Below are 1,411 nucleotides of genomic sequence, written 5' to 3' on the forward strand. Positions count from 1 at the left end.
GAGAAAATATTTAAAGTTAGGCAGTGCCAAGAATCGTTCTATAAAAACCGATCACGTCCTTGTCTGCAATATCAAATCAAACGCTGCAAAGCGCCTTGTGTTGGATTAGTTGATAAAGATGAATATTTGCAAGACGTTCATCATGTCACGATGTTTTTGCAAGGCAAGAATCCAGAACTTCTTCGACAGTTAATAGATGAAATGGAGACCGCTTCTGAGGACTTGAGGTTTGAAAAGGCGGCAGAATTGCGAGATCAGATTCAGCACCTTCGCCATGCGCAAGAGAGCCAGAGTGTTGAATCAGGAAGTGCAGATCTAGATGTGGTTGCACTGTCTGATGGCCCTGGTGTTTCGGTTTTTTCGATGCTTTTCATCAGAAAGGGCCGAATTTTAGGGCACAAAAACTATACCTCTAAAATGCTCTTAGACGAGAGCAAAGAAGAGCGGCTTCAGTCATTTATAGAGCAGTATTACGTGGGTTCTGGTGCCGAGAAAGACTTGCCTAACGAAGTTATTCTGCCCTTTAAATGCGCGGATGAGACGATGCTGAGCGAAGCCGTTCAAAATGTTGTCGGGAAAAACATTCGTTTTGCGCACAAAGTGAAGACGATTAGAGCTCAGTGGCAAAAGTTGGCACAGACAAATGCTGACAGCACCTTAAAAACCTATTTATCCAACAAAGAAAATGTTTTTCATCGTATTGATGCTCTAAGAGCGCTTTTAGAATTGCCAGACATTCCAAAGCGTATGGAATGTTTTGATATTAGCCATAGTTCTGGGGAAAAAACTGTAGCGTCTTGCGTTGTGTTTAACGATCAGGGTCCACTAAAGTCAGATTATCGCACCTTCAATATAGAAGGGATTGAGCCTGGAGATGATTATGCAGCGATGAAGCAAGCTTTGTCGCGGCGATATCGAAAGGTCAATGAAGAGCCTAGTAAGCGTCCGGATATCATTTTTATAGATGGTGGCAAAGGGCAGTTGAATATGGCAATAGACGTGTTAAATGAACTGAATGCCAGCGACATTTTATTGCTTGGTATCGCCAAAGGAGCAACACGTAAACCAGGTTTTGAAACCTTATTTATTCCTGATGGGCAGGGCGGCCTTAAAACGATACAATGCTCGTCAGATGAGCCTAGTTTGCATCTGATGCAGCATATTCGCGATGAAGCCCACCGATTCGCAATAACAGGTCATCGCAAGCGAAGAGATAAGAGCCGCAGGCAGTCTCAGCTTGAAGGGATTGATGGCGTTGGCCCAACGAGACGGCGCTCACTGATCAAATACTTTGGCAGTGTGCAAGGGATTAAAACAGCATCGATTGAAGAAATAGCCAAAGTGGATGGCATTAGTAGCAGTCTAGCGGAGCATATATACCTTAGTCTGCACGGTGATTGAGTAGAGAAAA

The 1,411-nt window shown here is 43.8% G+C and carries 1 protein-coding gene; it reads left to right on the forward strand.

All coding sequences use genetic code 11. The annotated features are described in order from the left end of the window. A partial coding sequence (gene uvrC, locus A3738_RS14110; protein ID WP_068763651.1) for an excinuclease ABC subunit UvrC occupies positions 1-1,401 on the forward strand: 1,401 nt, incomplete at its 5' end. Positions 1,402-1,411: the final 10 nt, after the last annotated feature.

It is taken from the genome of Oleiphilus sp. HI0066, assembly GCF_001635725.1.